A 25,501-nucleotide genomic window follows, 5' to 3' on the forward strand; every position below is an offset into this window, starting at 1 on the left:
CTCGTCTTTGCCGGCCCGCGTCAGCGGACACAAAAACCTTTATAGTGAAGGGATCTTTGCCGAAGAAAGTTACCTTCCCGTTAAATGCGGGAAAGAAACCCGTTCGAAATGCGGCGTGGCGGAAACGTTTATTCCGCCAGATTCAGGGCCGCGCGGACCTTGCGGTCGAGGCCGTAGACATCCTCGAAGCGCTGCATTCTTCCCTGCCCGTCGATGGCGAGCGTGAAATAGGTCAGGTGCACGGGCAGGGGATCGGTGAGATGGACGGTGCGCTCGCCTTTGCCGATGAGGCCCCGCAGCTTCTCCTCGGTCCATTTGCCGTCCTTGCCCATGATTTCCTCCGCGAGGGCGAAGGGCTTGTCGACGCGCACGCAGCCATGGCTGAAGGCGCGTTTGCTGGCGGAGAAGAGATTGCGGTTCGGCGTGTCGTGCAGATAGACCGCGTGCCGGTTGGGGAACATGAACTTCACGAAGCCCAGCGCGTTGCGCTCCCCCGGTGGCTGCTGCACCGAGATCCGGTTGCCGTTGCGGATGATCTTGTAGCCTTTGCGCGCGGCATAATCGGGATCGCTCGCGAGGGCGGGGAGAATCTCCTTCTTCATGATGGAGGGCGGGATCGTCCAGGACGGGTTCACCACCAGGTACTTCATGTCTTCGGAGAAGATCGGCGTCTGGGACTGCGCCTTGCCCACGATGACGCGGGTTTCGTGAACCACGGCGCCGTTCTCCACGAGCTTCAGGCGGAACTCCGGCACGTTCACCATGATGTGCCGCGCGCCCAGATCGGCTGGAAGCCAGCGCCAGCGTTCCATGTTGGCGATGATCTCGGATTCCTGCTGGAGCAGGGACGGTCCTGAGAGCGCTGCCACAGTCTGGGCGTTCAGGACGCCTGTGTCGGGCAATCCGCGCTCCTTCTGGAACGCTGCCACCGCCGAGGCGACGCGCTCGTCGTAGACCGTTTGGCTGTCCGTGTCCCGGGCGAGATTGAACCGCGCGCGAATCAGCGGAACGCGCGGGTCCTTCATGCCCACGCGCAGGACCGGCCCCTTGGGCAGGTGCACGCTCGGCTGGGAGGGATGGCTCTCCCGCAACTTGACGAGCTGCGCCTTCAGGGCCCTGTACCCCTCGTGGGGCGGATTGAAGCCGGCGAGCGCGGCATCGGCATCCTTCGCCGAAGCAACCGTATCCAGCACGTCCTTCGCATCCGGGATCGCGAGCTTCGGCGTCACGAGCGGCGACAGGCGGGGAAGGTCGATGCGGGCTCCGCGCGCATCCCGGGCATAGCGGATCACGGAAAGCGAGAGCTTCACATCGGCCCGCGCCCACTGGGCCGGGCTTGCCTCCTTGCGCAGGCCCGCCTCGGGGAAGGCGTAATCGGTGGGATCGAGGCCATCTTCGTCCGCTGCCTTCAGCCGCTCCATCGCGGCGCGGGCCGCAGGCGTCCAGGCACCGTCCCGCGCCCAGACCAGCGGACGCTCGGCCTGCGCGTAATAGGCGGACAGGGCCTCGCGGTCCTTGCGGCTCACGCGCAGCTCGCGCATGGCCGCGTCGTCCTCGAAAAAGGCTTCCATGCCCATGCGGACGATATCGTCCTGCATGAGCGCCGTCACGGGCGCGGCGTCGGGTAGGGGGATGTCGACCGCGACGGGCTTGAGATCGGCAGCGCCGATGGAGATGGGCGCCGGTTCGGGGAGCGGAATGGCGAGGGAGGCTGCGCCCGGCTGCGCCGGGGAGGGCGCAACGGCGATGTCGTGGAAGGACGGTTCGGCGGGCGCTTCGACGGCGACGGTCTGCGCGAGGGCGGAGAGGGACAGCAGGGAGACGGAACCGATCAGTCCGAGCCAAATGGCTGTCTTGCGCAATCCACGCATGACCATGCTCCTCGTCGCAATAAAATGGGAGGATTTCATCCATCCTCCATCGAATGAATTCCGTCGGTGTGCAGGCACACGTCTGTTACGCTTAACGCGCGAAACGACGCGCGGCTTCATTGGCTAGACCAAGTTCCTTCAATTTTCCGTAAAAGGTCGGACACCCGATGCCGCGTTGGTGCGACATCGCGGATCTCGAGTCCCCGATAGCGAAGGAGGCTTCCCTCCCGGCGGGGCTCGACATTTCGTCCGCATCGTTAATGAACGGTAAAGCGTTCGGATCGTTGAGCGGCTTTACGGGACGGAGGCGGTTGGGCGGGTCCTGACGGAGGCGGGTCGCGCGCGACGGGTTGATCCCGAGGGCGCGGCGGCCAATATGTGTGCTGACCCTTTCCAACCCGTTTCCGAACAGGCCCGCATCCGTGACCTCCCAGAAAGCCACCCCCTTGCTCCACCCCTCGTCCTCCGGCGCGGCGCAGGCCGAACTCGGTGCGCTGCCGGAGTGGAACCTGTCCCATCTCTATCCCGGCATGGAGAGCGAGGCGTTCAGGAGCGACCTCGCGAAGGCCGAAGCCGCGTGCAAGGCCTTCGCCGAATCCTATCGCGGTAAGCTCGATGCCATGGCGCAGGGTGAAGGGGCCTCCGAAACGCTCGGCGCTGCCGTGAAGCGTTACGAGGCGCTGGAGGATCTCCTCGGCCGGCTCATGTCCTATGCGGGCCTGATCTATTCCGGCGACACCACCGATCCGGTGCGCGCCAAGTTCTACGGCGACACGCAGGAGCGCCTGACGGCGGCCTCGACCGAACTCCTCTTCTTCGGCCTCGAGCTGAACCGTATCGACGATGCGGTGCTCGACAGGGCCATGAGCACGCAGCCGCTCGCGCATTACAGGCCGTGGATCGAAGACCTGCGCAAGGACAAGCCTTATCAGCTCGACGACAGGATCGAGCAGCTCTTCCACGAGAAGTCCGTGACCGGCCGCTCCGCCTGGAACCGCCTGTTCGACGAGACCATCGCTTCCTTGCGCTTCACCGTGCGCGGCGAGGAGCTGCCCATCGAGCCGACGCTCAACAAACTGCTGGATCCGGACGAGAGCGTGCGCAAGGACGCTTCCGACGCGCTGGCCAAGACCTTCCAGGCGAATCTGCGCACCTTCACGCTCATCACCAACACGCTCGCCAAGGACAAGGAAATCTCCGACCGCTGGCGCGGCTTCGAGGACGTGGCCGATTCCCGCCATCTGGCGAACCGGGTCGAGCGTGACGTGGTGGAAGCGATGGTCTCCGCCGTCCGCGCGGCCTATCCGCGCCTGTCCCACCGCTACTACGCCCTGAAGGCCAAGTGGTTCGGCAAGGACAAGCTCGACCATTGGGACCGCAACGCGCCTCTGCCGAAGGTCGAGCAGCGCACCATTCCCTGGAACGAGGCGAAGGACACGGTGCTCTCCGCCTATTCCGCCTTCTCGCCGCGCATGGCCGACATCGCCCGCCGCTTCTTCGACGAGGGCTGGATCGACGCGCCCACCCGGCCCGGCAAGGCGCCCGGCGCCTTCGCCCATCCGACCGTGCCCTCGGCGCATCCCTATGTGCTCCTGAACTACCAGGGCAAGCCGCGGGACGTGATGACGCTTGCCCACGAGCTCGGCCATGGCGTGCATCAGGTCATGGCCGGTCCCAACGGTGCGCTCATGGCGCCCACGCCCCTGACGCTGGCCGAGACGGCGTCCGTTTTCGGCGAGATGCTCACCTTCCGCCGCCTCCTCGACCAGACCACGGATCCCGTGCAGCGCAAGGCGATGCTGGCGTCGAAGGTCGAGGACATGCTCAACACGGTCGTGCGCCAGATCGCGTTCTACTCTTTCGAACGCAAGGTGCATGTGGAACGGCGCAACGGAGAGCTGACGTCCGACAAGCTGTGCGAGCTCTGGATGTCCGTGCAGGACGAATCCCTCGGCCCGGCGATCCGCCTCGGAGCGGGCTACGAGACCTTCTGGACCTACATTCCCCACTTCATCCATTCACCCTTCTACGTTTACGCCTACGCTTTCGGCGATTGCCTCGTGAACTCGCTCTACGGCGTCTACGAGCGCTCCAACGAGGGCTTCGTTGACCGCTATTTCGCGCTTCTCTCGGCGGGCGGCACCAAGCACTATTCGGAGTTGCTCGCCCCCTTCGGGCTCAATGCCGGCGATCCGTCGTTCTGGCAGATCGGCCTGTCGATGATCGAGCGGATGATCGGCGAGCTGGAGGCCATGGAGGCCGCCTGATGTCCGAGTCCGATCGCGAAGCGAACCGCTTTTCGGCGCGCGCCGCCCGTTACGCGCGCGTCGGCGCCAATATGGGAGGCGTGGCGGCCCGCATGGCCGGATCGCGCCTCTTCGGAGGCGACGATCGCGACGCCTCCAACGCGGCGGTTTTGGCCCAGGCCCTGGGCGGGCTGAAGGGGCCGATCATGAAGGTGGCGCAGCTGCTCGCCACCATCCCCGATCTCATCCCGCCGGAATACGCCGCCGAGCTGCAGAAGCTCCAGAGCGAGGCGCCGCCCATGGGGGCGGCCTTCGTGAAGCGCCGGATGCAGGCGGAGCTGGGGCCGCAATGGCAGAGCCGGTTCGGCTCCTTCGAGCTCAACCCCTCCGCAGCGGCCTCGCTCGGCCAGGTCCACCGGGCGACTACGAAGGATGGGGAGGCGCTGGCCTGCAAGCTGCAATATCCCGACATGCAATCCGCCGTGGAGGCGGACCTGAAGCAGCTCGAATGGGTCTTCGCGCTCCACCGCCGCATGGACCCTGCCATCGACACCCGGGAAATCGCGAAGGAGATCGGCGAGCGGGTGCGCGAGGAGCTCGACTACGAGCGCGAGGCAAAGCATGCGGCGCTCTATGCCCGGACGTTGGCCGACGTGGAGGAGGTCCGCGTGCCGCGGGTCCATCCGGACCTGTCCACCAAGCGGCTCCTCTCCCTGCAATGGCTGGAAGGCGAGAAGATCCTGACCTTCACGGAGGCCCCGGTCGAGATCCGCAACCGGCTGGCGGTCGCCATGTTCAAGGCGTGGTGGCACCCCTTCAGCCATGCGGCCGTGATCCACGGCGATCCTCACCTGGGCAACTACACGGTCTTCTCCGAGGGCGGGGAGGCGAGGGGCATCAACCTCCTCGATTACGGCTGCATCCGCATCTTCCATCCCCGGTTCGTCGGCGGCGTGGTCGATCTCTATCGCGGGCTGCAGACGGGTGACCGCGCCCGCATCGTGCATGCCTACGAGACCTGGGGCTTCAAGAGCCTGTCGAACGAGCTGATCGACATCCTCAACATCTGGGCCCGCTTCATCTACGCTCCGCTGCTGGACGACCGGGTCCGCACCGTGGCGGACGGGGTCAAGCCCGGGGAATACGGCCGCCGGCAGGCTTTCGAGGTGCACAGGGCCCTGAAGGAGAAGGGGCCCGTCACCGTCCCGCGCGAGTTCGTCTTCATGGATCGCGCGGCGGTCGGCCTGGGGGCGGTGTTCCTGCACCTCAGGGCCGAGCTGAACTACCACCGGCTCTTCGAGAACGAGATCGAGCGATTCTCCCTGGAAACCCTCGATCGGCGGCAGGCCGAGGCCCTGGAAGCTTCCGGTTTACCACGTCCGATGTAATGAGGTTGCAACTTTTGCGATCCGGCCTTAGAGGCTTACGGTGCGTTAGCGCATTCTCGGAACAGGGGGATCCCGTTTTTCCTCGCCGGACGGTGCGCTCAGTAAGACAAAAAGCACCGGATCACGCCAGGGAGCGGTTTCGCCCCGGGGCCGATGCAAAAGGGGCAGCCGATGAAGATCGCTTTCGTCCACCAGAACTTTCCGGGCCAGTTCCTGCGTCTGGCCCGCAGCTTCGCGGCCGAGGGGCATGAGGTCGTGGGCCTCGGGATGGTCAAGGAATGCTCCATCCCGGGCGTGAAGTACTTCTCTTACGACGCGGTCCCCGGCCCGGATGACGCGCCTTACCAGAACCGCTATTCCCCGGTCATTCCGCGCCTGCGGCGGGCCTATGGCGTGGCCCACAAGGCCCGTGAGCTGGCCAACCAGGGCTTCGAGCCGGACGTGGTGGTGGTCAATACCGGATGGGGCGAGAACCTGTTCCTGAAGGACGTCTGGCCCAAGGCCCGTCATGTGGCCTATTTCGAGTATTACTATCACGCCAAGGGCCAGGATCTCGACTTCGATCCCGAGTACCAGGTCACCAACGAGGAGGTGATCTGGCGCCTGCGGGTGAAGAACTCCATGCAGCTCGGCGCCCTGGACGCCGCCGATCTGGCCGTCGCGCCGACACGCTACCAGCGCGACACGTTCCCGACCTATCTGCGGGACCGGCTCGCCATCATCCATGACGGCATCGACACCCGAAGGCTCGTTCCCGACCCGGACATGAAGATCCGGCTCGGCAAGGACGGGCCGCAGCTCACCCGCAACAAGCCCGTCGTCACCTACGTGACCCGCAACATCGAGCCGATGCGGGGCGCGCATATCGTCTTCAAGAGCCTGCCCTACCTGCTCGACATCGACCCCGAGCTGCGGGTCGTCATCATCGGCGGCAAGGGCACCAGCTATTCGGGCTCCGCCCCGAACGGCCAGTCCTGGTTCGATGTGTTCAAGTCGAAGATCGAGCGGCCGGTCGACTGGTCGCGGGTGCATTTCGTCGGCAACCTGCCCTACGAGCAGTTCGTGAAGGTGCTTCAGGTCTCCTCGGCCCACATCTACATGACTTATCCCTTCGTGCTGTCCTGGTCCTCCATCGAGTCCATGGCGCTCGAATGCCGGATCGTGGCCTCCGACACGGAGCCGGTGCGCGAGATCATCCAGGACGGGGTCAACGGCCGCCTCTTCCCCTTCTTCGACGAGAAGGCTCTGGCGGAGCGGGTGCGCGAAACCCTGGCCGAGAAGGAGAAGTCCGCGGCCATGGCGGCCGAGGCGCGCCGGATCGCCGTGGCGAAATACGATTACGAAACCGTCTGCCTGCCCCAGTGGCGCGAGTTCCTGGGGATCAAATAGGACGGACCGTGCATAAAGTTGTCGCCGGAACCCATTCGAAAGATTGCGGCTCCTCACCGCATGGGTTAAACGCAGCCATTAACACGTGACGCTGAACAGGGCTTTGAATCATGGCCGATACAAAACATGCGCCGCATGGGGGCTATAGTCCGGAGATGGACGGCCGCGCTCATGAGGCGACCTATCGCGGATTTGTCCAATTCGCCGAGATCGGAACCGCCGTCGTCATCTGCTTCATGCTGGCGCTGGCCGTGGGCGGCATCAAGCATGCCTGGATAACGGCCGTTTTCGGCGTCATCCTCTCGCTCGTGGCGGGTGGCGTCGGGGCCGTGGCTCCCTCCATCGGCGTGCGCGCTCCGGCTGCCGTCGGTATCCTTCTTCTGCTGGCGCTCGTTCTCTACTGAGCCCGGGAGCTTTTCCGCAACGATAAAGAGCTTGCTTTTCAAGCCATTGACCAAGTGACAGGGGGGTCGCCATGCGGATTTCCGTTCTCTCCGAAACCGATGGAGCGGAAACCCGCGTTTCCGCCACCCCTGAAACGGTCAAGAAATACAAAAACCTCGGCGCGGACGTGGTCGTCCAGGCCGGGGCCGGCCTCAAGGCCGGCATTTCCGATGCCGAATTCGAGGCGGCGGGCGCTTCCATCGCCAAGACCGCCAAGGACGCCCTGAAGGATGCCGACGTCATCCTGCGGGTCCGCCGCCCGGCGGAGGGCGAGCTGAAGGGCGCCAAGCCCGGCGCCCTCCTCATCGGCATCCTGGATCCATATGGACAGGACGCGGCGCTCAAGGCGCTTGCCGCGGCCCAGGTTTCCGCCTTCGCCATGGAGCTGATGCCCCGCATCACCCGCGCCCAGGTGATGGACGTTCTCTCCTCCCAGGCGAATCTCGCAGGCTACCGCGCCGTCGTCGACGCCACCGCCGAATATGGCCGCGCCATGCCGATGATGATGACGGCGGCCGGCACCGTTCCGGCCGCGCGCGTCTTCGTCATGGGCGCGGGCGTCGCGGGTCTCCAAGCCATCGCCACGGCCCGCCGCCTCGGCGCCGTGGTCACCGCCACCGACGTGCGCCCCGCCGCCAAGGAGCAGGTGGAGAGCCTCGGCGCGAAGTTCGTCGCGGTGGAGGACGAGGAGTTCAAGCAGGCCGAGACGGCGGGCGGCTATGCCAAGGAAATGTCCGCCGAGTACAAGGCCAAGCAGGCCGCCCTTGTCGCATCCCACATCGCCAAGCAGGACATCGTCATCACCACGGCCCTCATCCCCGGTCGCCCGGCGCCGAAGCTGGTGAGCCGGGAGATGGTGGAATCCATGAAGCCCGGCTCCGTCATCGTCGATCTCGCGGTCGAGCGCGGCGGCAATTGCGAGCTGGCCCAGCCGGGGCAGGTGGTGGAGCATAACGGGGTGAAGATCGTGGGCCACCTCAACGTGCCCGGGCGTCTCGCCGCCACGGCCTCCAGCCTCTACGCGAAGAACCTCTATGCCTTCGTCGAGACGCTGGTGAACAAAGAGACCAAGGCCCTGGCCGTGAAGTGGGACGACGAGCTGGTCAAGGCCACCTGTCTGACCCGCGACGGTGCCATCGTCCACACCACCTTCCAGCCCGCCGCTTAATCCCAAGGGGAGGACATCATGGCAACCCTCACGCCCGAACAGGCTGTCGAACAGGCCCGCGCGGCGGCGGAGGCCGCCCGGCGCGCCGCCGAGACGGCCCAGTCCATTGCCGATCAGATGGCCGAGACGGTCGGCACCGCAGCTGCCGTCGTGACCCATGGCGCGGTGGACCCCACCGTGTTCCGCCTCGCCATCTTCGTGCTGGCGATCTTCGTCGGCTACTACGTGGTCTGGTCCGTGACGCCCGCCCTGCACACGCCGCTCATGTCGGTGACCAACGCGATCTCGTCCGTGATCGTGGTGGGCGCGCTGCTCGCGGTCGGCGTCAACGTGGCGCCCGGCCTCGGCGACGGGCCGATCTGGGCGCGGGCGCTCGGCTTCATCGGCCTCATCCTGGCGGCCATCAACATCTTCGGCGGCTTCCTGGTGACCCAGCGCATGCTCGCCATGTACCGCAAGAAGGGGTGAGGCGATGTCGGCCAATCTAGCCTCGATCCTTTATCTCGTCTCGGGCGTCCTGTTCATCCTGGCGCTCCGTGGCCTGTCGCACCCCACCACATCCCGGAAGGGTAATCTCTACGGCATGATCGGCATGGGGATCGCGATCCTCACGACCCTGTTCGTGTCCCCGCCCACCGGCTTCGGCGGCTGGTTCCTCACCTTCTGGGGCCTCGTGATCGGCGGCGTCATCGGCGCCGTGATCGCCAAGCGCGTGCCCATGACGGCCATGCCTCAGCTGGTGGCGGCCTTCCACTCGCTCGTCGGCCTTGCGGCGGTTCTCGTGGCGGCTGGCGCGCTCTATGCGCCGCAGGCTTTCGGCATCGGTGCCGTGGGCACGATCCATGGCGGCTCGCTGTTCGAGATGGCGCTGGGCGTGGCCATCGGCGCGATCACCTTCACGGGCTCCGTCATCGCCTTCCTGAAGCTCGACGGGCGCATGTCCGGCAAGCCGATCCTGCTGCCGGGCCGCCACGTCATCAACATCGCCCTCGGCGCGCTGCTGCTGACCCTGCTCGTCATCTTCATCCGCACGGAGAGCCACGCGGTCTTCTGGATGATCGTTCTGGTCTCCTTCGTGCTCGGCGTCACGCTCATCATCCCTATCGGCGGCGCGGACATGCCGGTGGTGGTGTCGATGCTCAACTCCTATTCCGGATGGGCGGCGGCGGGCATCGGCTTCACGCTCGGCAACCTCGCGCTCATCATCACCGGCGCGCTGGTGGGGTCCTCGGGCGCGATCCTGTCCTACATCATGTGCAAGGGCATGAACCGCTCCTTCATCTCCGTGATCCTCGGCGGGTTCGGCGGCGAGACGGCCGCCGCTGCGGGCGGCGCGGTGGAAACCCGGCCCGTGAAGCAGGGCTCGGCGGACGACGCGGCCTTCATCATGAAGAACGCCGCCAAGGTCATCATCGTGCCCGGCTACGGCATGGCGGTGGCCCAGGCGCAGCATGCCCTGCGCGAGATGGCGGACAAGCTGAAGGAGGAAGGCGTCGAGGTGAAATACGCCATCCACCCGGTCGCGGGGCGCATGCCCGGCCACATGAACGTACTGCTCGCGGAAGCCAACGTTCCTTACGACGAGGTGTTCGAGCTCGAGGACATCAACGGCGAGTTCGCCCAGGCCGACGTGGCCTTCGTCATCGGCGCCAACGACGTGACGAACCCGGCGGCCAAGACCGATCCGTCCTCGCCGATCTTCGGCATGCCGATCCTCGACGTGGAGAAGGCCAAGACCGTGCTCTTCATCAAGCGCGGCATGGGCTCCGGCTATGCCGGCGTGGAGAACGAGCTGTTCTTCCGCGACAACACCATGATGCTCTTCGGCGACGCCAAGAAGGTCGTCGACGAGATCCTGAAGAATCTCTGATCCGGCTTCAGCCGAGTGTTCATGCCCGGCCTCGCGCCGGGCATTTTCTTTGGTGCTTCCACATCATGGCCGGGACAGAACCGGCGATGCTGCGAGATGGAATGACGGATCGAGAAAAAGCTGGTTTAAGAAACCGTCCCATTGATCCGGAAACGCGCATGCCGTCCATCACCCTCCGCGCCGCCCTTCCCGCCGACCGGGAAGCCGTCATCGAGCTGATCCACCAGCTCAACGTCTTCGAGGCCGATCTCGTCGGCGACCGGCGGCGCGACTACGAGGCGGCGAGCGCGTATTACGACGAGCTGATGCAGCGCCTGTCCCGGCGCAACGGCCGCATCGTCCTGGCCGAGGCCGGTGGCGTCATCGTCGGCGCGATGGGCTTCTCCCTCGATCAGGATGCGGCCTATGTGACGGACGAGGTCCGCAACCACGGCACGGTGACGGACCTTATCGTGCATGGCGAGTGGCGCGGCCAGGGCATCGGCCGGACGCTTCTGAACGAAGCCGAGCGCCTGACCAAGGAAGCGGGCCACAAGCGGCTCGTCATCGGCGCTCTCGTGGCGAACGAACGGGCCGAGCGCACCTACCGCGCCTTCGGGTTCGAGCCCTATGTGTCGATCCTGGCCAAGGAAGTCTGAGAGGCCGGATAGGCCTCTTCCCAGGACATGATCAGCGTCAGTCCCGGCCAGCGGGATGGCCAATCCTTGCTTCGCACCCGCTCGCGATAAACATCCATCTTGTGTTTGAAAGCGGGCGTCGGCCTGACGATCAGGTTCAGGAGATCGCCGATCCCGTGAGGCGCCATGACCTCGACCCTGCCGCCTACGGCACGCGCGGCGATGGCTGTGGCGGTCTCCGCCCAATGCGCGATGGCGTCGGCGGTGCCGCGGTAGGGCGCGTCGCCGTTGCGACGATGCATGCGCGCCTGGTTCTTCGCAGACCAGGGAATGCCTGGCGAAAGGGCAAGAAGCTGCCGCTCGATGTCGGCCTCTCGCTGCTTTCGCGTATCTCCGGGGTCGAAGAAGATCACATCGACATCGGCAAGACGCCTCACGTCAATGGTGCGCCCGTGCAGCACGTCCCAGACGCTGTTGCGGATGAAGCCGGCGCCGATCCAGCCATCGGGGAGCCCGAGGCTCTCCACATAGACAAGAAGCGCATGCAGGTCCGCATGCGCTTCGAGAAGCCGTTCGATATCGGATAGCGTCCGCAGGGGAGGGACGGGGTTCATGCCGCCGCCCTTCTCGGCGGTCAGCCGAAGAGACCCGCCACGCCGCCCTGGAGCCGGGAGTTGCCCTGGCGGGCGATGCTGTTGCCGTTGTCGATGGCGAGCGCGCGCTGATAGCTCTCGATCGCCTGCTGGCGGTCGCCCTTGCGCTCGTAGGCCACGCCGCGCCAGGCCCAGGAATTGGCATCCCTGGCATCGACATTGAGGGCGGCGTTGAAATCCTCGATGGCCTTGTCGAACTGGTTCGTCGCGAGGTAGCTCTGGCCGCGGGCGGCATAGGGCGCGCCGACGAAGGGGTTGCGGTCGATGGTGGCGTCGAAGTCCAGGATCGCCTGCTGGTGCATGCCCTGGCGCTGGTAGAGCAGGCCACGGGCATGGAGGGCCTCGGCCGATTCGGGCAGGAGGCGGGTCGCCATGTTGAGGTCGCTGAGGGCCTCCTGGAACTGGTTCTGCGAGCGGTACAGGTTGGCGCGGCCGATATAGGCCGGGCCGTAATTGGGATCGGCCTGGATGGCGCGGGTGAAGTCGGCGAGCGCCTGGTCGTTGCGGTTCGTCTGCCGGAGGGCGAGGGCCCGGTTGGTATAGGCCGGGGCATAGTTCGGATCGAGCTGGACCGCCTTGCTGAAGTCGGCCATGGCGCTGCTGTAGTTGCCCACGCGGGCGTAAGCCGCGCCGCGGGTATTGTAGGCGCCCGGATCGTTCGGGTTACGCTGGATCACGTCCGACAGGGAGGCGATGTTGACCGTGCTCGTGCCCTGCGTGTCCTCTTCCACCACGGCGATGCGCTGGGCGGGACCGCTGCCGGTCGTGCCGCAGGCGGCAAGGCCGAGGGCGACTAGGGTCAGGCTCAGGGGGGCAAAACGGCGAATCGATGGGGCGGACACCTTCGTCTCCAGCTTCTTGAACGCGGTACCAGGAGGCGGCACTCTGGCGGGAAAACCTTAACAGCCGTGAAACAAGGCATCAAAAAGGCATGCCGGGATCGAAACTCCAGGGCGGCCGGCCGGGCAGGCAGAGGATGAGGAATCCCCATATGCAAACAGCGCCCTCGCTTTCGCGACGGGCGCTGGTTCACAACCGATCGGCCAGCCTTCTGAAAGGCTTGAGCGCGAAGAGCTTAGCGGGTGGTGCGCGGCTTCGAAGGCAGCAGGCCTTCGCGCTGCATGCGCTTGCGGATCAGCTTACGAGCGCGGCGGACGGCCTCAGCCTTCTCGCGGGCCTTCTTCTCAGACGGCTTCTCGTAGTGGCCGCGAAGTTTCATTTCGCGGAAGATACCCTCACGCTGCATCTTCTTCTTGAGAGCGCGGAGCGCCTGATCGACGTTGTTATCCCGGACAAGAACCTGCACGCGAATTCCTCGTTTTGAACCGTTTCGATTGTGATAAAAAACAAAGGAGGCGCGTCAAGCGCACCTCTATCTAGCGGGCGTCGATACCAGAAGAAGCCTTGCCTGTCCAGGGTTGCCCCTCAAGAAAAGCGCCGCGCCAGAGGAATAACCCCGGGGGCCGGGAAAGGTTCAATCCCGTTCCGGAAAAACCCGGGTCACATGCCCCATCTTGCGGCCCGGGCGGGCCTCCGCCTTGCCGTAGAGGTGCAGATGCGCGCCCGGCTCGGCGAGGATCTCCTCCCAGGCATCGGCGTCATGGCCGATCAGGTTCTTCATCTCGATCCGGCCCAGGCGGGCGGTGGCGCCCAGGGGCCAGCCGCAGACCGCCCTCACGTGCTGCTCGAACTGGGAGGTCACGGCTCCCCCCAGGGTCCAATGGCCGGAATTGTGCACCCGCGGCGCGATCTCGTTCACCACGAGCCGCTCGCGGCCGCCCTCCGTCACCAGGAACATCTCGACCGCCAGCACGCCCACGTAATCCAGGGCCTCGGCGATGGAGCGGGCGATGCGGACGGCCTGTTCCTCGGTTGCGCGCGAGACGCCGGCGGGGACGCGGGTGGTGTCCAGGATGTGGTGGCTGTGCTCGTTGGCGCAGAGGTCATAGGCCGCGAAGGCGCCGGACGCGGTGCGGGCCGCGACCACGGAGACCTCGCGCTCGAAGGGCACGAAGCCTTCGATAATGGAGGGGCTGCGGCCGATCTCGGCCCAGGCGGCGACGGGATCGCTCCCGGCCCGGAGCATGACCTGCCCCTTGCCGTCATAGCCGAAGCGCCGGGTCTTGAGCACGGCCGGGCGGCCGATCCTGTCGAGGGCCGCAACGAGCTCGGCCTCGTCGGCGAAGGTCGCGAAGGGGGCGACATCGATGCCGAGGCCGGCGATGAAGCTCTTTTCCAGGAAGCGGTCCTGGGACACGGCGAGCGCCTGGGCATTGGGCGCGAGCAGGGCATGGGCGCTCAGGGTCGAGGCGGTCTCGCTCGGTACGTTCTCGAATTCATAGGTCACCACGTCCACGGCCTTGGCGAAGCGCACCAGGTTCGCCTCGTCCTCGTAGGGGGCGATGGTGACCTCGGACGCCACCTCGAAAGCCGGGCTGTTCTCTTCCGGCGCATAGATGTGGGTTCTCAGGCCGAGCTGCGCGGCCGCCATGGCGATCATGCGCCCGAGCTGGCCGCCGCCGAGAATACCGAGGGTGCAGCCGGGACGGATCATGGGCTCAGCCTTCGTTCGAGGGCCGCTCGGCCACGCTGTCGCTCTGGCGCTTGCGCCATGCGTCGAGGCGCTCGCTGAGGGCGGGATCGTGCAGGGCCAGCACGGCGGCGGCGAGCAGGGCCGCGTTCACGGCGCCGGCCCGGCCGATGGCCAGGGTCCCGACGGGAATGCCGGCGGGCATCTGCACGATGGAGAGCAGGCTGTCCTCGCCCGACAGGGCCTTGGACTCCACCGGCACGCCGAAGACGGGCAGGGGCGTCATAGCGGCGGTCATGCCGGGGAGGTGGGCCGCTCCGCCCGCTCCCGCGATGATCACCTGGAACCCTTCCGCCTTCGCGCTCTTGGCGAAGGCATAGAGCCGGTCCGGCGTGCGGTGGGCGGAAACGATGCGGGCGTCATAGGCGATGCCAAGGGCCTCGAGGGTCTCGGCGGCATGGCGCATGGTCGCCCAGTCGGACTGGCTGCCCATGATGATGGCAATGGGGATTCCCGCCATGGCTTGGCTCCGGCTTTAAGGGCCTCAAGATGGATGCGGGAATAACGAAGGCTTCCCCCGCAGGCAAGGCCGTTCAGGCAATGATGTCGGGGGTCAGCTGATCCTCGAGCCGGATGATCTGGTCCTTGAGGGCGAGCTTGCGCTTCTTCAGGCGCTGGACCTGCAGCTGGTCGCCGGCGACCATGCTCTCCAGGGCGTCGATCGCCATGTCGAGATCGCGGTGTTCCTGCTTGAGACGGGACAATTCCGCTTCCAGTTCAGACAAGTCGGTCATTGAAGATACCCAGGATGCCAGGCCGTCGGGACGCCTGGCCGAGAGGGGCGGAAGTATGCCCCCCGGGGCGGTGGAGAGCAAGATCGGCAGGGCCCTTTGACCCCTCGATTCTTTTAAATTTTGCCTTCGACTCGCCACACTCTGTCGGGCACAATCCCCTGGTCAGTAGACACATAGGAGGAACTGACATGCCGCTGCAGAATCACCTGTCGGAACTGGAACGCAAGCATCGGGCCCTCGAGCGCGAGATCCAGGAAAACCTCAACAGACCGTCGGCAGATGACATCAAGTTGGCAGAACTCAAGCGAAGGAAGCTTCAGCTCAAGGACGAGATCGCACGCCTGAGAGGCTCCGAACAGGCGGTGCACTAGCCGTAATCTTCCTCGACAATCCCCCTTCAGAAGCCGTCGCTTCCTTTTCGGGAGCGGCGGCTTTTTCATGAGGCGCGTTACAGCAGAGCGGCCGCCCCGTCATGGACGAGCTTGGCGCCCACGAGCACCAGCAGGGCATAGACGGCCGTGTAGAAATGGGTGCCCGATACGCGCCGCACGAGAAGGACCCCGGCCCAGGTGGAGGCGATCGCCACCGGGAACAGGGCGGCGGCGGTCGCCATGTTCGCGAGCGTGATCTGGCCCAGCGCCAGATAGGGCGGCACCTTGATCCAGTTGATGAGCGCGAACACGACCGCGCCCGTGCCGACGAACACGTCGCGCGGCAGGCGCTGCGGCATGACGTAGATCTGGAAGGGCGGTCCGCCTGCATGGGCGATCATGCTGGTGAAGCCCGTGGCCCAGCCCCAGAAGATCCCGCGCGGCAGGTCGGCCGGCGTCGGTTTCGGTTCCCGCCCGCCGCGCTCCAGCACCAGACGGCGCAGGGCGAAGGCGATGGAGATCACGCCCACGGCCAGCTTGATGAAGGCGTCGGACACCTGGGCCGCCAGGAGATAGCCCGTGAGGATGCCGGTGGCCGCGCCGGCGACCAGGATCGCGACGTTGCGGCGATCCCAGGTGTTCCGGTAGGCCCAGACCGAGACCACGTCCTGCACGATCAGGATCGGCAGCATGATCGCCGCCGCCTGAACCGGCGAGGCGACGAGGGCCATCAGGGGCAGGGAGAGCATGCCGAGGCCCGAGAAGCCGCCCTTGGCGAGACCGAGCAGGGTCACGGCGGGAATGGCGGCGGCATAGAAGAGGGGATCGGTAATCAAGGAGAAACTCGCCGAAAGTCGGATCGCCGAAAGTCTCCGCTGACCACGACGTTGCCGCCTGCTACCACAACAGGCGCTTGAAGTCTCATGCACAGAACGCAACGGGGAAACGCCATGTCATCCACCCAAAGCCGTTATCATGGGGTCTATGCCCGCTGGAAAGCCGACCCGGAAGGCTTCTGGGCGGACGCCGCGCGGGCGATCGACTGGATCAAGCCTGCCGACAAGACCTTCGATCCCACGGCCGGCGCCTATGGCCAGTGGTTCCCCGGCGCGGTCTGCAACACCTGCTACAACGCGGTCGACCGGCACGCGGCCACGCGCGGCGACCAGGCGGCGATCGTCTACGACAGTCCCGTCACGAATTCCAAGCGGACGATCTCCTATGCCGAGCTCAAGGACGAGGTCGCGACGCTCGCCGCCGTGCTTCAGGACATGGGTGTGCAGAAGGGCGACCGGGTCGTCATCTATATGCCCATGATCCCCGAGGCGGCGATCGGCATGCTCGCCTGCGCCCGCATCGGCGCGATCCATTCGGTCGTCTTCGGCGGCTTTGCCGCAAAGGAACTCGCCACCCGCATCGACGACGCCAAGCCGAAGGCGATCCTCTCCGCCTCCTGCGGCATCGAGGGCGCCCGCGTCATCCCCTACAAGCCGCTCCTGAACGAGGCGATCACGCTCTCCGCCTACAAGCCCGATGCCTGCCTGATCTATCAGCGGCCGCAATGCGCGGCCTCCCTCGTCGAGGGGCGCGATGCCGACTGGCAGGCGGAGGTGGCCAAGGCCCGTCAGGCCGGACGGCGGGCCGAATGCGTGCCGGTGGCCTCCACCGATCCGCTCTATGTGCTCTACACCTCCGGCACGACCGGCAAGCCCAAGGGCGTGGTGCGCGACAACGGCGGCTACATGGTCGCGCTCAAATGGACCATGGATCATTTCTACGGCGTCGAGCCGGGCGAGGTGTTCTGGGCGGCCTCGGACGTGGGCTGGGTCGTCGGCCATTCCTACATCGTCTACGGGCCGCTCCTGCATGGCTGCACGGCGATCCTCTACGAGGGCAAGCCGGTGGGCACGCCCGATGCGGGCGCCTATTGGCGCGTCATCGCAGAGCACGGGGTCACGACCCTCTTCACCGCCCCGACCGCCTTCCGCGCCATCAAGAAGGAGGATCCGGACGCGGCCCTTCTCAAGCATTACGACCTCAAGGGGTTCCGCGCCCTGTTCCTCGCCGGCGAGCGGGCCGATCCGGATACGGTGAAATGGGCCGAGGACATTCTCAAGGTTCCGGTCATCGACCATTGGTGGCAGACCGAGACCGGCTGGCCGGTGGCGGGCAATCCGCTGGGCCTCGGCGCCCTGCCGGTCAAGCACGGCTCGCCCACGGTGCCGATGCCGGGCTATGCCCTCGACGTGCTGGACGAGGGCGGGCAGTCCGTCGGCCGGGGCAAGATGGGCACCATTGTGGTCAAGCTGCCGCTGCCGCCCGGCTGCCTGCCGACTCTCTGGCAGGCGGAGGACCGCTTCAGGGAATCCTACCTCGCCACTTATCCGGGCTACTACAACACCTCGGATGCGGGCTACATCGACGATGACGGCTATGTCTGGGTCATGGGCCGCACGGACGACATCATCAACGTGGCGGGCCATCGCCTGTCGACGGGCAGCATGGAGGAAGTTCTGGCCTCCCATCCGGCGGTCGCGGAATGCGCCGTGATCGGCGTGAAGGATTCCCTGAAGGGCGAGGTGCCCTGCGGCTTCGTGGTGCTGAAATCCGGCGTCCGGCAGAACCCCGAGGAGGTCGAGAAGGAGCTCATCGGCCTCGTGCGCGAGAAGATCGGCCCCGTGGCCGCCTTCAAGCTCGCCATCACCGTGCCGCGGCTCCCGAAGACCCGCTCGGGTAAGATCCTGCGCGGCACCATGAAGAAGATCGCCGACGGGGAAGCCTGGACCACGCCCGCCACCATCGACGATCCCGTGATTCTCGACGAGATCGGCGACGTGCTGAAGGGCAGGGGCCTGACGCACTAAAGCATCGGACCCAAAAGTGGACCTGCACTTTTGGGATCGATCCGATGCTTTCTTCTTGAGTGAGAGCATCGTTGAGAGCGGAAAAACCGGGTCCACTTTTCCGCACGATGCTCTGACTCTCCGACACGTCATCCCAGGCGGCAGGAGCCTGTCCGGGATGAAGAGGGCCTAAACGAAGAAGGCCCGGATCACTCCGGGCCTTTTCTCTTGTCCTATTCCTCGTCGTCGTCGTCGCGCTTGAGCTGCTTGAGCTTGGCGAAGACCGAGTTGACGTCGATCTCCTCCTCCTGCGGCTTCGGGCGGCTCATATCGGCGAAGGGCTCGTCGTAGGAGGGTTCCGCGGTGGAGACTTCCGCCGGCATCAGGGTGCTGCCGTGCTCGTGAGCCTCGACCTGCGGACGGTCCTTGGCGGCGCGCTGCACCTCGAAATCGAGGTCGATCTGCGAGCAGAGGCCCAGCGTCACCGGATCCATGGGGCTGAGGCTCGCCGAGTTCCAGTGCGTGCGGTCGCGGACCTGCTGGATCGTGGTCTTCGTGGTGCCCACGAGCCGCATGATCTGCGCGTCCTTGAGCTCGGGATGGTTGCGCACCAGCCAGAGAATGGCGTTGGGACGGTCGTGGCGGCGGGAGACCGGGGTGTAGCGCGGCCCCTTCTTGACCCGCTTCTGCTCCGGCAGCTTCACCCGCGATTCCGCCAGCTTCAGGCGGTGGTTCGGGTCGGCCTGGGCCTTCTCGATCTCCTCACGGGTCAGCTGGCCCGTCGTCACCGGGTCGAGCCCCTTGATGCCGGCCGCCACTTCGCCGTCGGCAATGCCCTTCACCTCGAGCGGGTGGAGCTTGCAGAAGTCGGCGATCTGGTCGAACGACAGCGATGTATTCTCGACGAGCCAAACGGCTGTCGCCTTCGGCATCAGCGGTCCCTGGGACATGTATGCGAACCTCCTTCAGGCCGGGCGCCGGCTGTCGGCGCCGCACGGCAAAACTCTCTTGCGCTCCGAACCGGCCCGGACCGGAGCATCTCGTCTCACGATGTGAGGGAAACGAGATGATTATAGGGATCGTGCCGCGATGTTGCAAATTTTAGAGCGACGGACCCGAAAAGCCCCGTGCTCCGTTTCGGGTCCGATTCCCCGGCCTTTCCTTGAGGAGCGCGTGGCGGACGAGGAAAACACATCGTTTTCCTCGCGATCCGCTAGAAAGCGAGCACGATCTTGCCGATATGCTCGCCCCCGTCCATGCGGGCATGGGCCTTCGCCACGTCCTCGAAGGCGAAGGTCGAATCCATCACCGGCCGGCATCGTCCTTCAGCGAGCAGCGGCCAGACCTTCTCCTGCAGGGAGCGGGCGATGGCGGCCTTCTCGGCAACGGAGCGGGGCCGCAGGGTCGAACCCGTGTGGGTGAGCCGCTTGACCATCAGGCGGCGGAAGTCGACCTCCGCCTTGGGGCTTTTGAGGAAAGCGATCTGGACGATTCGCCCGTCCTGGGCGGCGGCCTCGTAGTTGCGGGGGATGTAGTCTCCTCCCACCATGTCGAGGATCACGTCCGCGCCCCGGCCGCCGGTGGCCTCCTTGGTTGCGGCGACGAAGTCCTCGTTCCTGTAATTCACCGCCACGTCGGCGCCGAGCCGCAGACAGGCCTGGCACTTTTCCGGCGAGCCGGCGGTGGCGATCACCTTCGCCCCGAAAGCCTTGGCGAGCTGGATCGCCGTGGTGCCGATTCCGGAGGTTCCGCCATGGACGAGAAGGGTCTCCCCGGGCTGGAGGCGGCCCCGGTCGAACACGTTGGTCCAGACGGTGAAGTAGGTTTCCGGGATGGCGCCCGCCTCCGTCAGGGAGAGGCCCGCGGGCAGGGGCAGGGCGTTGCTTTCGTGCACGACGGCGTATTCCGCATAGCCGCCGCCCGCGACCAGGGCCATGACCGGCTGCCCCACCGAGACATGCGCGGCGCCGGGACCCGTGGCCACGACCTCGCCCGCGATCTCGAGCCCGAGGACGTCCGGGGCACCGGGAGGCGGGGGGTAGCCGCCCTGCCGCTGGATCACGTCGGGGCGGTTCACGCCCGCCACCTTCACCTTGACGAGGATTTCGCCCTCACCGGGCTGGGGCACGGGACGCTGGACGATCTTCAGGACCTCGGGTCCGCCGCTTCCGTCCGCCACGACGGCGCGCATCATCTGCGGGATCTGCCCCATTTTTTCCCTCCTTTGGTGAACACTCTCCCGGCATATAGGCTTTGTTGGCAAGGAATACATGCCGGATTAACGTGACGATCAACCCTTGAAGAGGAGAATGACATGGCCTTCGATCCCTTCGCCGATGAACCGCGCAAGGCGCTGAGCGGGTACGAGATCGGACAGGACCTGTCGATGCTCTCCATCGATGAGCTCGACGAGCGGGTCGATCTGCTCGAACGGGAGATCGTCCGCCTCAAGGAGGCGAGGGCACGCAAGGAAAAATCCCGCGCCGCCGCGAGCGCCTTCTTCAACATCGGCGAGGAGAAGATCGGCCGGGAATCCGTGTGACCGGATGCCTGTGACGTTGTGTCGATGCGTTCTTAACGGAGCATTAACCATTCCCGGGCATCCTCGCAGGCGTCCAGGTCTCCTCTGGATGTCGAGTGGTTCTGAAGCCCACTCTGTTTGACGCTTCCCTGTTAGACTTCACGAGCCGCCTCGCGCGGCTCGATTTTTGCGGGCCTTGGAACATCGGGCCCGAAAGACGCATTCACTTGCGTTGCGTCAGCTTAACCTTAAGAAGAGGTTACCAGGGCAAGTCCTGAAGCTCCGTTCTATACTGATCGCAACAGTTCAGAACGCCTCGCCGCGCGAGGCGCGGGATAGGCTTTGGGAGATGCGCGTGAACGAACCTGACGTGATCCAGCTTGGCGTCGATCCTGTCCGGTTCGGGCAGAGCTTCGTGGGGTCCGAGGCTTTCAAGGCGCTGTTCCAGGAAGGCATGGAGCTTATCGAGGAGACGGCCGCCTATCTCGACGGTCCGGGCCGGGAGGAATCCCGCCACCTGCCGCGCCAGGCGAGCCTCGCCTATGCCAGCGAGAGCATGCGCCTCACCACGCGCCTGATGCAGATCGCCTCCTGGCTCCTGCTGCAACGGGCCGTTGCCGAAGGGGAGATTTCGCCCGATCAGGCCCAGACCGAGAAGAATCGCGTCCGCCTGAACTCCCACGACACCACCACGACCATCGACGAATACGAGGCCTTGCCGGCCCGCCTGCGCGAGCTCATGGGGCTGGCGACGCGCCTCCACGCGCGGATCCTGCATCTCGAACGCCTCATTGCGGATGCCGCCGCGGCTCCCCGGCCCCCGGCCGCGAACCCGGTCGCGGACCAGCTCGGCATGCTGCAGCGGGCTTTCGGATCGATGGAATAGGCTCAAGGCGGCGGCCATGATGCCGCACCCGCCGCGAACCTCTCCCGGAAGGGTTGAAAGAGCCGGCCTGGAGGCTACAACCTCATGTGTCGGCCATTCGTGGGCCGTCAATCCAAGGATGCCAACCCATGTCCAGCGACAGTCGAAAGACCATGCCGCCTCAGGCCCGCGCGGAAGGCTGATCGCTCGGCTCTCCCGCGATCGGGCCCGTGGCGGCTGGTCGCGAGGAGAGTTCCATGAGAAAATTCATCACGAACCGTTTCGAAATCCTCTCGGAGTGGATCTCCGACAATCTCGGCAGCCCCTATGCCTTCATGGCGGCCTGCCTGCTCGTGGTCGTCTGGGCCGTGTCCGGACCGATCTTCGGCTTTTCGGATACGTGGCAGCTCGTGATCAATACCGGCACCACGATCTGCACCTTCCTCATGGTGTTCCTGCTCCAGAACACGGGCAACCGCACCATCGACGAGATGGAGGAGCGCCTGCGGGCACTGGAGCATCTGAACCGCGAGCTCTTGCACGAAATTCGCGATCAGCGGATGCGGGCCGGGGTGAGAGAGGCGGCGTGAAGCCGTTCCCGGCGGAAGGCTCGCCAAAGAAAAAGCCCCGCCGAGGCGGGGCTTTTTGCGTTCCGGGCCGGGATGGCCGGATTACTTCTTGCCGAGACCCAGGCCGGCGAACTTCGAGTTGAAGCGCGAGACGCGGCCGCCGCGGTCGAGCAGCTGCTGCGTGCCGCCGGTCCAGGCCGGATGGGTGTTCGGATCGATGTCGAGGTTGAGGGTGTCGCCCTCTTTGCCGTAGGTCGAGCGGGTCGTGTACTCGGTGCCGTTGGTCATGACCACCTTGATGAAGTGGTAATCGGGGTGATCGGTTTCTTTGCGCGCCATTGCCATAGTCCTTCTTGCGGCCAGCCACATCTGGTCAGCCCGCAATGTTAAGATCGAGCCTGAATTGATGAATGCGCGCCTATACCTCACTTAGAACCTTGAAACAAGCCGGGGCAAAGGTGCTAAACCGTCCCGCGACGAGATTCCGGCAAACGAAGGGTGTCATGGCCGACCATTCTCCAGGACAACACCGTCCCAAGGCTGCCCTGAGCGCCCTCAAGCCGCTCATTCCCTACGGCTTGGCTTACAGGGGGCGGATCGCGGCGGCGCTGGCGGCGCTCGCCATGGCTTCTGCGGCCACGCTCGTCGTCCCCATCGCCGTGCGCAGGGTGATCGACTTCGGATTCTCGGAGCAGGGCCGGGCCTTCATCAATGCCTATTTCGCCTTGCTCGTCGTGGTGGTGGGCGTTCTCGCCGTCTCCAGCGCCCTGCGCTACTACTGCGTCATCACCCTGGGCGAGCGGGTGGTGGCGGATCTGCGCTCGGCGGTGTTCCGGCACCTGACCTCTCTCGATCCCGCCTTCTTCGACCAGACCAAGAGCGGCGAGATCGTCTCGCGGCTGACCGCCGACACCACCCAGGTCAAGGCGGCCTTCGGGGTCAGCATTTCCATCGCCTTGCGCAATCTCTTCCTCTTCGTGGGCGCGGTCACGCTCATGATCGTCACGAGCCCCAAGCTCTCGGCCCTCGTCCTTCTGGCGATCCCCGTGATCGTCCTGCCCCTCGTGTTCTCGGGGCGCGCCGTGCGACGCCGCTCGCGGGCCGCGCAGGACCGGCTCGCCGACGCCTCGGCCTATGCGGCGGAGGCCATCGGGGCGGTGCGCACCATGCAGGCCTTCGGCATGGAAAGCCTCACCGCCGCGCGCTTTGCCGCCGCCGCCGAGGAGGCCTTCGCGGCCGCAAGGCTCTCCACCACCATGCGCGCCTTCCTGACGGGGGCCGGCATCTTCCTCGTATCATCGAGCGTGGTGGGCGTGCTCTGGTATGGCGCGCAGGACGTCCTGGCGGGCCAGATGACCGCCGGACGCCTGTCCCAGTTCGTGCTCTACGCGGTCTTCGCCGCAAGCTCCCTCGGCCAGCTCTCGGAGGTCTATGGCGAGCTCGCCCAGGCCGCCGGCGCGGCGGAGCGGCTGGGCGAGATCCTGGCCTCCAGGCCTGCGGTCGAAGCGCCCCGCGAGCCCAAGCCCCTGCCGGAGCCGCCGCTGGGCACGGTCGCCTTCGAGGACGTTCACTTCGCCTACCCGACCCGCGCCGAGCAGCGGGCGCTTCACGGACTGAGCTTCGCGGTGGCGTCCGGCGAGCGGGTCGCCATCGTCGGGCCGTCGGGGGCGGGTAAGAGCACGATCCTGCAACTGCTCCTGCGCTTCTACGATCCGCAGAGCGGTACGATCCGCGTCGACGGGGTCAGGATCGCCGAGGCCGATCCTTTCAGCCTGCGCGCCCGCATGGCCCTCGTGCCGCAGGAGCCGACGATCTTCGCGGCATCCGTCCTCGACAACATCCGCTACGGCCGCCCCGACGCGACGGAGGAGGAGGTGCGCCGCGCCGCCGAGCTCGCCTCCGCCGACGGCTTCATCCAGGCCCTGCCGCAGGGCTACGAGACCCTCATCGGCGAACGGGGCGTCACCCTCTCCGGCGGCCAGAGGCAACGCCTTGCCATCGCCCGCGCCATCCTGAAGGACGCGCCGATCCTGCTCCTCGACGAGGCGACCTCCGCCCTCGACGCGGAGAGCGAGCGCAAGGTTCAGGGCGCCCTCGACCGGCTGATGGAAGGCCGCACCACTCTGGTCATCGCCCACCGCCTCGCCACCATCCGCTCCGCCGACCGCATCCTGGTGATGGACAAGGGCCGAATCGTGGAGCAGGGCACCCACGAGGCCCTGCTCGCCCAAGGCGGCCTTTACGCGCGCCTCGCCCGGCTTCAGTTCACGAACGGGGACGAGCAGGCCGAGGCGGCAGAATAAGGCCTCCGGAATGCGTTTATCAGGCGTATCCACGACGCGTCGCATCAACTTGAAACCGATGTATTAGGTTTCGAAACCGGAGTGTTCGGAGGCTATGTCCGATCTCTACCCACCTCTTGAGCCCTACGAGACCGGCATGCTCGATGTGGGTGACGGGCATCTGATCTATTGGGAGGCCTGCGGCAATCCTCATGGAAAGCCGGCCCTTGTTCTCCATGGCGGCCCCGGTTCCGGTTGTACCGTGAATGCGCGTCGGTCTTTCGACCCGAGGGCCTACCGCATCGTCCTGTTCGACCAGCGCGGAAGCGGCCGCAGCATACCGCATGCCAGCGCTCCGGGTGTTGATCTTTCGACCAACACGACAGGCCATCTGCTCGCCGATATCGAACGGCTGCGGCAATTTCTGGAGATAGAGAAATGGCTGGTCCTGGGTGGGTCATGGGGGTCGACCCTGGCGCTGGCCTATGCCGAACGGCATCCTGAGCGCGTCAGCGCCATGGTGCTGTTTAGTATCGCGACGACCACGGATTCAGAAATCGAATGGATCACGCAGGGCGTCGGCGCTTTCTTCCCCGAGGTGTGGGAACGCTTTCGGGCAGGCGTCCCGAAGGCGGATCGAGAGATAAGCCTCGTTGATGCCTATCACCGCCTCCTCATGCATCCCGACCCTGTCATTCATGAGAAGGCGGCTAGGGATTGGTGCCATTGGGAAATGGCTATCGTCGCCACGCATCCCGGTCACAAGCCGCACCCCCGATACGAGGATCCCGCTTTCCGCTTAGGCTTCGCGCGGTTGGTGACCCATTACTGGCGCCATAAGGCTTGGCTTGAAGATGGCGAGCTGATCCGGAATGCGAACCGCCTTGCCGGTATCCCCGGTTTTATGATCCACGGTCGTCTCGACATAGGCAGCCCGCTCGTCACTGCCTGGAAACTTCAGCAGAACTGGCCGGGCAGCGAGCTGATCGTCGTCGGAGAAGCCGGTCACGATGCGCGCGACCCAGGTATGACGGAAGCCATCGTCGCCGCGACGGACCGCTTCGCGTAAGTCCGGCTTCT

Annotated in this window: 26 protein-coding genes; 15 read left to right on the forward strand and 11 right to left on the reverse strand. The window is 65.7% G+C overall.

What is annotated here, in order from left to right; genetic code table 11:
• Positions 1–128: 128 nt before the first annotated feature.
• Positions 129–1,871 (reverse strand): L,D-transpeptidase family protein, encoded by a 1,743-nt coding sequence (locus L879_RS0112740; RefSeq protein WP_027316438.1) that lies wholly within the window; start codon positions 1,869–1,871, stop codon positions 129–131.
• A gap of 446 nt (positions 1,872–2,317) precedes the next feature.
• Between L879_RS0112740 and L879_RS0112750 the strand changes: the two genes are divergently transcribed.
• The 8 genes from L879_RS0112750 (at position 2,318) to L879_RS22865 (ending at position 11,014) form a co-directional block, all read left to right on the forward strand.
• On the forward strand, positions 2,318–4,138 hold the full coding sequence (locus tag L879_RS0112750) for a M3 family oligoendopeptidase (protein WP_154664208.1): 1,821 nt from the start codon (positions 2,318–2,320) through the stop codon (positions 4,136–4,138).
• Complete coding sequence (locus L879_RS0112755) at positions 4,138–5,505, forward strand: ABC1 kinase family protein (protein WP_027316441.1); 1,368 nt, start codon at positions 4,138–4,140, stop codon at positions 5,503–5,505. The genes L879_RS0112750 and L879_RS0112755 overlap by 1 nt, the downstream gene beginning before the upstream one ends.
• 171 nt (positions 5,506–5,676) lie before the next feature.
• On the forward strand, positions 5,677–6,894 hold the full coding sequence (locus tag L879_RS0112760) for a glycosyltransferase (RefSeq protein WP_027316442.1): 1,218 nt from the start codon (positions 5,677–5,679) through the stop codon (positions 6,892–6,894).
• Positions 6,895–7,004: 110 nt separating this feature from the next.
• Positions 7,005–7,298 (forward strand): aa3-type cytochrome c oxidase subunit IV, encoded by a 294-nt coding sequence (locus L879_RS0112765; protein ID WP_027316443.1) that lies wholly within the window; start codon positions 7,005–7,007, stop codon positions 7,296–7,298.
• A gap of 71 nt (positions 7,299–7,369) precedes the next feature.
• Positions 7,370–8,506 carry a Re/Si-specific NAD(P)(+) transhydrogenase subunit alpha gene (locus L879_RS0112770; protein WP_027316444.1) on the forward strand — a complete coding sequence of 379 codons (1,137 nt, stop codon included), beginning with the start codon at positions 7,370–7,372 and terminating at the stop codon, positions 8,504–8,506.
• An 18-nt stretch (positions 8,507–8,524) separates the two neighbouring features.
• Positions 8,525–8,974: a proton-translocating transhydrogenase family protein gene (locus L879_RS0112775; RefSeq protein WP_027316445.1), complete on the forward strand. Its 450-nt coding sequence runs from the start codon at positions 8,525–8,527 to the stop codon at positions 8,972–8,974.
• A gap of 4 nt (positions 8,975–8,978) precedes the next feature.
• Positions 8,979–10,376 carry an NAD(P)(+) transhydrogenase (Re/Si-specific) subunit beta gene (locus L879_RS0112780; protein ID WP_027316446.1) on the forward strand — a complete coding sequence of 466 codons (1,398 nt, stop codon included), beginning with the start codon at positions 8,979–8,981 and terminating at the stop codon, positions 10,374–10,376.
• A gap of 158 nt (positions 10,377–10,534) precedes the next feature.
• Positions 10,535–11,014 carry a GNAT family N-acetyltransferase gene (locus tag L879_RS22865; RefSeq protein WP_051435290.1) on the forward strand — a complete coding sequence of 160 codons (480 nt, stop codon included), beginning with the start codon at positions 10,535–10,537 and terminating at the stop codon, positions 11,012–11,014.
• Here the strand turns inward: L879_RS22865 and L879_RS21600 are convergent.
• The 6 genes from L879_RS21600 to L879_RS0112815 form a co-directional block, all read right to left on the reverse strand.
• On the reverse strand, positions 10,984–11,607 hold the full coding sequence (locus L879_RS21600; protein ID WP_084020990.1) for a nucleotidyltransferase family protein: 624 nt from the start codon (positions 11,605–11,607) through the stop codon (positions 10,984–10,986). The genes L879_RS22865 and L879_RS21600 overlap by 31 nt on opposite strands.
• A gap of 20 nt (positions 11,608–11,627) precedes the next feature.
• The gene (locus L879_RS0112795; protein WP_084020992.1) at positions 11,628–12,488 is read right to left on the reverse strand and encodes a tetratricopeptide repeat protein; all 861 of its coding nucleotides are present in this window, start codon (positions 12,486–12,488) and stop codon (positions 11,628–11,630) included.
• Between the two features lie 233 nt (positions 12,489–12,721).
• On the reverse strand, positions 12,722–12,952 hold the full coding sequence (rpsU, locus tag L879_RS0112800; protein WP_027316448.1) for a 30S ribosomal protein S21: 231 nt from the start codon (positions 12,950–12,952) through the stop codon (positions 12,722–12,724).
• A 168-nt stretch (positions 12,953–13,120) separates the two neighbouring features.
• A complete protein-coding gene (locus L879_RS0112805) occupies positions 13,121–14,200 on the reverse strand; it encodes a 5-(carboxyamino)imidazole ribonucleotide synthase (protein WP_027316449.1) in 1,080 nt (359 codons plus the stop codon).
• Positions 14,201–14,204: 4 nt separating this feature from the next.
• On the reverse strand, positions 14,205–14,696 hold the full coding sequence (gene purE, locus L879_RS0112810) for a 5-(carboxyamino)imidazole ribonucleotide mutase (RefSeq protein ID WP_027316450.1): 492 nt from the start codon (positions 14,694–14,696) through the stop codon (positions 14,205–14,207).
• 73 nt (positions 14,697–14,769) lie between these two features.
• A complete protein-coding gene (locus L879_RS0112815; protein WP_027316451.1) occupies positions 14,770–14,970 on the reverse strand; it encodes a YdcH family protein in 201 nt (66 codons plus the stop codon).
• A 188-nt stretch (positions 14,971–15,158) separates the two neighbouring features.
• On the opposite strand from L879_RS0112815, the gene L879_RS0112820 reads away from it, so the two are divergent.
• On the forward strand, positions 15,159–15,341 hold the full coding sequence (locus L879_RS0112820) for a YdcH family protein (protein WP_027316452.1): 183 nt from the start codon (positions 15,159–15,161) through the stop codon (positions 15,339–15,341).
• 77 nt (positions 15,342–15,418) lie between these two features.
• On the opposite strand, the gene L879_RS0112825 is transcribed toward L879_RS0112820, so the two are convergent.
• Positions 15,419–16,177 (reverse strand): sulfite exporter TauE/SafE family protein, encoded by a 759-nt coding sequence (locus L879_RS0112825; RefSeq protein WP_027316453.1) that lies wholly within the window; start codon positions 16,175–16,177, stop codon positions 15,419–15,421.
• A gap of 114 nt (positions 16,178–16,291) precedes the next feature.
• On the opposite strand from L879_RS0112825, the gene L879_RS0112830 reads away from it, so the two are divergent.
• Positions 16,292–18,205 carry a propionyl-CoA synthetase gene (locus L879_RS0112830; protein WP_027316454.1) on the forward strand — a complete coding sequence of 638 codons (1,914 nt, stop codon included), beginning with the start codon at positions 16,292–16,294 and terminating at the stop codon, positions 18,203–18,205.
• Between the two features lie 212 nt (positions 18,206–18,417).
• Here L879_RS0112830 and L879_RS0112835 read toward each other — a convergent pair whose 3' ends face one another.
• Both L879_RS0112835 and L879_RS0112840 read right to left on the reverse strand, forming a co-directional pair.
• Entirely contained in the window at positions 18,418–19,134 is a 717-nt protein-coding gene (locus tag L879_RS0112835) for a DUF1013 domain-containing protein (RefSeq protein WP_027316455.1), read from the reverse strand.
• Positions 19,135–19,397: 263 nt separating this feature from the next.
• Complete coding sequence (locus L879_RS0112840) at positions 19,398–20,396, reverse strand: NAD(P)H-quinone oxidoreductase (protein WP_027316456.1); 999 nt, start codon at positions 20,394–20,396, stop codon at positions 19,398–19,400.
• 102 nt (positions 20,397–20,498) lie between these two features.
• Between L879_RS0112840 and L879_RS0112845 the strand changes: the two genes are divergently transcribed.
• From L879_RS0112845 to L879_RS0112855, 3 genes are all read left to right on the forward strand, one after another.
• The gene (locus L879_RS0112845; RefSeq protein ID WP_027316457.1) at positions 20,499–20,726 is read left to right on the forward strand and encodes a DUF1192 domain-containing protein; all 228 of its coding nucleotides are present in this window, start codon (positions 20,499–20,501) and stop codon (positions 20,724–20,726) included.
• A gap of 328 nt (positions 20,727–21,054) precedes the next feature.
• Positions 21,055–21,591, forward strand: coding sequence for a protease adaptor protein RcdA (gene rcdA, locus L879_RS0112850; RefSeq protein ID WP_154664202.1), 537 nt, complete (start codon positions 21,055–21,057; stop codon positions 21,589–21,591).
• A 236-nt stretch (positions 21,592–21,827) separates the two neighbouring features.
• A complete protein-coding gene (locus L879_RS0112855; protein WP_027316459.1) occupies positions 21,828–22,160 on the forward strand; it encodes a low affinity iron permease family protein in 333 nt (110 codons plus the stop codon).
• 81 nt (positions 22,161–22,241) lie between these two features.
• Here the strand turns inward: L879_RS0112855 and rpmE are convergent, their stop codons facing one another.
• Positions 22,242–22,478 (reverse strand): 50S ribosomal protein L31, encoded by a 237-nt coding sequence (rpmE, locus tag L879_RS0112860; RefSeq protein ID WP_027316460.1) that lies wholly within the window; start codon positions 22,476–22,478, stop codon positions 22,242–22,244.
• A 164-nt stretch (positions 22,479–22,642) separates the two neighbouring features.
• Between rpmE and L879_RS0112865 the strand changes: the two genes are divergently transcribed.
• Positions 22,643–24,442, forward strand: a complete 1,800-nt coding sequence (locus L879_RS0112865) for an ABC transporter transmembrane domain-containing protein (RefSeq protein ID WP_027316461.1) — start codon at positions 22,643–22,645, stop codon at positions 24,440–24,442.
• Between the two features lie 94 nt (positions 24,443–24,536).
• Entirely contained in the window at positions 24,537–25,490 is a 954-nt protein-coding gene (gene pip / locus L879_RS0112870; RefSeq protein WP_027316462.1) for a prolyl aminopeptidase, read from the forward strand.
• Positions 25,491–25,501: the final 11 nt, after the last annotated feature.

This window comes from Microvirga flocculans ATCC BAA-817 (genome assembly GCF_000518665.1).
GTDB classification, from domain to species: domain Bacteria; phylum Pseudomonadota; class Alphaproteobacteria; order Rhizobiales; family Beijerinckiaceae; genus Microvirga; species Microvirga flocculans.